Annotated in this window: 5 protein-coding genes; 4 read left to right on the forward strand and 1 reads right to left on the reverse strand. The window is 48.7% G+C overall.

What is annotated here, in order from left to right:
* The first annotated feature begins 124 nt into the window (after positions 1-124).
* From QP909_RS11490 to QP909_RS11505, 4 genes are read left to right on the forward strand one after another with little or no spacing between them, the layout of a single operon-like run.
* On the forward strand, positions 125-667 hold the full coding sequence (locus QP909_RS11490; protein ID WP_284767306.1) for a hypothetical protein: 543 nt from the start codon (positions 125-127) through the stop codon (positions 665-667).
* Positions 668-684: 17 nt separating this feature from the next.
* A complete protein-coding gene (locus tag QP909_RS11495; RefSeq protein WP_040425393.1) occupies positions 685-1,524 on the forward strand; it encodes a hypothetical protein in 840 nt (279 codons plus the stop codon).
* Positions 1,524-2,492: a hypothetical protein gene (locus QP909_RS11500; protein ID WP_236587117.1), complete on the forward strand. Its 969-nt coding sequence runs from the start codon at positions 1,524-1,526 to the stop codon at positions 2,490-2,492. Before QP909_RS11495 ends, QP909_RS11500 begins: the two co-directional genes overlap by 1 nt.
* A gap of 7 nt (positions 2,493-2,499) precedes the next feature.
* On the forward strand, positions 2,500-3,408 hold the full coding sequence (locus tag QP909_RS11505) for a hypothetical protein (protein ID WP_005325305.1): 909 nt from the start codon (positions 2,500-2,502) through the stop codon (positions 3,406-3,408).
* 24 nt (positions 3,409-3,432) lie between these two features.
* Here QP909_RS11505 and QP909_RS11510 read toward each other — a convergent pair whose 3' ends face one another.
* Complete coding sequence (locus QP909_RS11510; RefSeq protein ID WP_005325306.1) at positions 3,433-3,978, reverse strand: hypothetical protein; 546 nt, start codon at positions 3,976-3,978, stop codon at positions 3,433-3,435.
* Between the last annotated feature and the right edge of the window lie 151 nt (positions 3,979-4,129).

Raw genomic sequence — 4,129 nt, forward strand, 5'->3', positions numbered from 1 at the left:
TCACGCCGGTACTCCGGCGTGTACTTCTTGCGCTGTTGACTCACAATGAACATCCTCTCCTACGGACACAAGATCCGTACAAATAGGGTGTCCACTAAACGAGGGTAACCTCACTTCCGAAATCATGGCCTTTGGGTACAAGACCAAGGAGACGCAAGTCATTGCGGCAATTTCGAGCCTCCAAGATAAGGTTGCAAATTCAGTAATTCAAGTCCCAGTAACTCAACCGCATATCCTAAATAAAATTGGTTTGCGGAATGCTCCTAAACCATTGGATCTGCATAAGCGAACAGTTGGGAAAACCTCCGCGCAAAACCAGTTTGCCCAGATGCAAGCATTATTCGCACAGAAGCGAGGCGCATCGGCTGCACGATTAAATCAGCGTGATGTTGATTTTGTCTACGATGAAAAACTTGACAAAAAGGTTCTAAAGACTCTTAGTCGCGGACGCCCTGACGTTAATATTGTCGATAGCTCTGGCCGGTCAATAAAGACGGAGTTTGATCGACCTCCTGCACCACGAGCGTTTCACCATGCACGCCAACTATTGGATGCCAATCCGAATGCAGACGTCTGGCTTCTTACACTCGACGACATCGACGAATCCGACGACCTCATGAAAGTCATCACGGCCAATCGAAACGCAGTAGATAGCTACAACCCTTAACTTGGAATGGTATGAGAATGACCCTTTACCTTCGCCGAGATATTGATTATCTGTTTGCGCCATATTCCTATGACCAATTGTTCCTAAAACTTCCCTACGACTATGCCGTAGAGGCGGCTTCACGCTCGCGAATTTTCATCACGCCTGAAGGTGCTGCCAACAGTTACTGGTCACAGCAATATGTAGAGATTGACACGACGGTCGATGACCTTCCCAACGCGCTGCGCCTTGGGGTACGGGATCCGAAGATTCCTCGCCGTTGGACGGCAGTCCTGGAAACCAAGAATCCTGAATGGGTATGGTTCCTGTGCGATAGGCCTATGGAATACGAACAGTTTCTGAGTTTCATTGGACTTGTTGGATCGATTCCTTTCGTCCCGGGAATGACCCAAGTGCTTATCCAGGACCATCCTGACGAGCGAGAGCTAGAGGACGCACTCGGCTCACGCACTGGCACTAAGAACCTCACGGTCCACTCCTATGACATCCATGCCGCTATTGGACTTTCAGAACCAGTACCCGAAAATCGAGGCGAGCAATTCTTCGACGTAGGCATCGGTGAAGGCGAGTCAAGGTTTCAAGCATTTACACAATGGCCAGAGGCGGAAGAATTCCACTTCCCTGGGTTGGAAAGACTAAAAGCTAAGAAAGGACCTTTACGGAAACGGTTTACTACCCAGGATCTGGCTGACTGCGCGCATCTTTTTGGGCTAGATCCTTTCAATAGAGATTTCCTCACCGGACGTGCCACGCTAATTAATGCAGGCTACCCTCTTGCGCAAGCCTATGGATCTTCAGCAATTTTTGATTATCCAGAGCACACGTGGGATCGAGAACATGAAAGGAGTGAAGGTTAATGAAGAAGTTTTTCTTCACCGAGTCCATCGCACCTATATCGTACGAAGTAAAACTCCTTCGATTTCCAATTGAAACTGTCGTCAAGGAATTTGAGAAGTGGGCTTCAGGCTTCGATAGCCCTTATGCAAAACCCTATCTTTACAGGGAAAATCACAAGGTCGAGTGCAACGTTCATGTCAAAAAAGTAGCGGCTGGCAGAAACCAACTAGCAGGACTAATCAAGCCACAGAATCATATTCTTCAGTTTGTTTTTGTTCCTACTAACTCGGAGTGGACGGCTGTATTCGGGCCATGCTCATTCCCACAATCAACTAAGCTCCCAGGAATTGCCGAGTTTTCCTACGACCTTGCACTCCAGCAAGAAATTACGCCGCAGGTCCCGTACTACATTTCTATAGAGCATGAACCATGGGTAGACAACACTGATGAAACTTTTTCCCGCCGAGCAAGCTATGGAATGCTTCGTTTTTCAATGCGTGCGATTCCTTCGAAACCTTATGAAACTTACCTCGATTGCTATGTATACCGCTGTCTGACAAATGAAACTGCTAAAAATTCCAATGGCCGGTGGTATCGATATATGAGGTTTCTTTCTGATCAAACCGAACCGTTTAAAGACTACGGTTTTGATTTTGATTCCTTGCCAAAGGTCACTGAGTTTCCGGAAGAGTCTTTTACCGACGAGCACGCGCGGATTATGTGGTCCCAGTTTGGAGAAAAGCAGGTCGAAGACATCCTCGCGCCGCTGGGTGTGTCCCCGTATGACGATTCCTTTTATGGGACAGAAGGCTATCTAGTGCGCTTAACTCCGGCGCAGGTTGCAGATACTTATGAGGATCAATTGGTAGAAGCGAAAGACTACGATCCGCCGGCGCGTATCCCTCTAGAGAAGTATCAGTTCTTCCAGGGACTTCATGACGGGCCTATCCGAGCTTGGTCATCGATCCCTGTCTCAGAGCAAGGATGAGTTAGAGATGAACATTCCTACAACAATCAATGCATACGCAGTTGCCCTCGCAGATCTTGGCCACCACGTGTATCTCGGTACTGAGACCGGTCAGATCACGAGAAACCTCCCCATCGATGGACTGCAGGCTTTTATCAGAGCCAATCATGAGTATGAATCGACAGAGGCAACTTTTCTCATTCCTGGTCTTGTTTCAGATGAAATGACCGCGTTGGCACTGATCAGTGCCTTGCAACAATCTTCGACAGGTTTATGCCGCTTTGTTGTCAGCGAGGGGCAAATACAGGCAAAGGCATCTCTACTAGTCGGAGAATTCCTGACAGCTGCGCGGCTGCAGGCATGGTGGCGTCGAAGCCTTGACGAGGTGGAGCAGTGGTATGCGCAAGCGCTCGCCTATTCAATTATCTCTTCCAGCAATACAACTTCTGTACCCGCACGCCTTCAACCACAAGGCGAGGTGCTGGATATCTTTAGCGATGTTGCGTCCCCCGATGCACAAAAGTGTGAAAGCGTTACTGTTGAGAGAGTTGAAATGTGTATGGCACGTCTTACCGGAGTAATGCCGGAGACTCGTATGGCAGGCAACTTTCAAGTGGTAGAAACAAGTATTGGCGGGCAATTCTTGGATATTGAAGTGGCAGAAAACGAACTGCGCTTTACCATTGGTTCATCGCTCAATAACCAGCATCCGGCTTTGAGTACGGCACTGGCTCAGGCTATTAATCAGCTCCATGTTTTTGAACCAGCGCCCACGGCATTTGTCCTCGACTCCGGAGAACATGTCGAGCTTTATACGCGGGCCGTGGTCGATACGTCCGTCGGACTTGATGACCAAGCATTGCTAAATGCAATACAAAAGTGGGGACCATACGTCTATGACTTTAACGAAAGAATCTTTGCCCAACTGCAAGGATAGACCTTGTGGGGATCCAGGGACGCCTTACCTCCAACTTTTGCGAGGATCTTCTTGCGCTACCCGTCGCACTTGAGAATCTGTCATAGCCCAGGCAGGGTAGCTAGCGTCGATGGCTTTAAGTACTGTCAGAAGATCGTTGAGTCGTCCTCGGATGTTGGTTTCCAAGAGGTTTTCTTGGTGTGATACTCGGTTGCGTAAACGTGTCAGTCTTTCGACTTTCTTCCCAATGTTTTCCCTCGATTGGTCCTTAAGGTCAACGCGGGGAAAGGCGTGGTGTAAGCACTCTTTCCACAGTATTTTTGCGTTTGGACGATGGTCTGGCAACGCTTCTCCGAGAAGATTCGACCAATTACCTAATGTGAGTTGAGCTATTACATCATCATGGCTGAGCGGAGCGTTCTTGCGCGCGTGTCCATTGCGGCGACGCTGAGATTCTTTCCGAGCCCATTTTCTAGCCTGTCCAATTGGCCCTTTGAACATGTCGTATAAAAGCTGTGCTGATTGGTGTTCAAGGGACCAGTCTCTGGAGCCTTTTTCCTTATCGTTCCAGTCTTGAAGTGCGTTGTTCATAGCGTTGCGTGTTAGAACCTCAAAGTAAGACAGCTGAGAGTGTAACGCCCCCGCCAGTCGAGTATTCCAGCGGTATGAAGTGTCCCGGGTTTTGTTCCTAGGCATTTGCCTTGATTTCCATTATTTCTTGGGCCGGGTTGGTTTCCCAAAA

Origin of the sequence: Corynebacterium sp. MSK195, from assembly GCF_030228885.1 — a bacterium.
Classification (GTDB): domain Bacteria; phylum Actinomycetota; class Actinomycetes; order Mycobacteriales; family Mycobacteriaceae; genus Corynebacterium.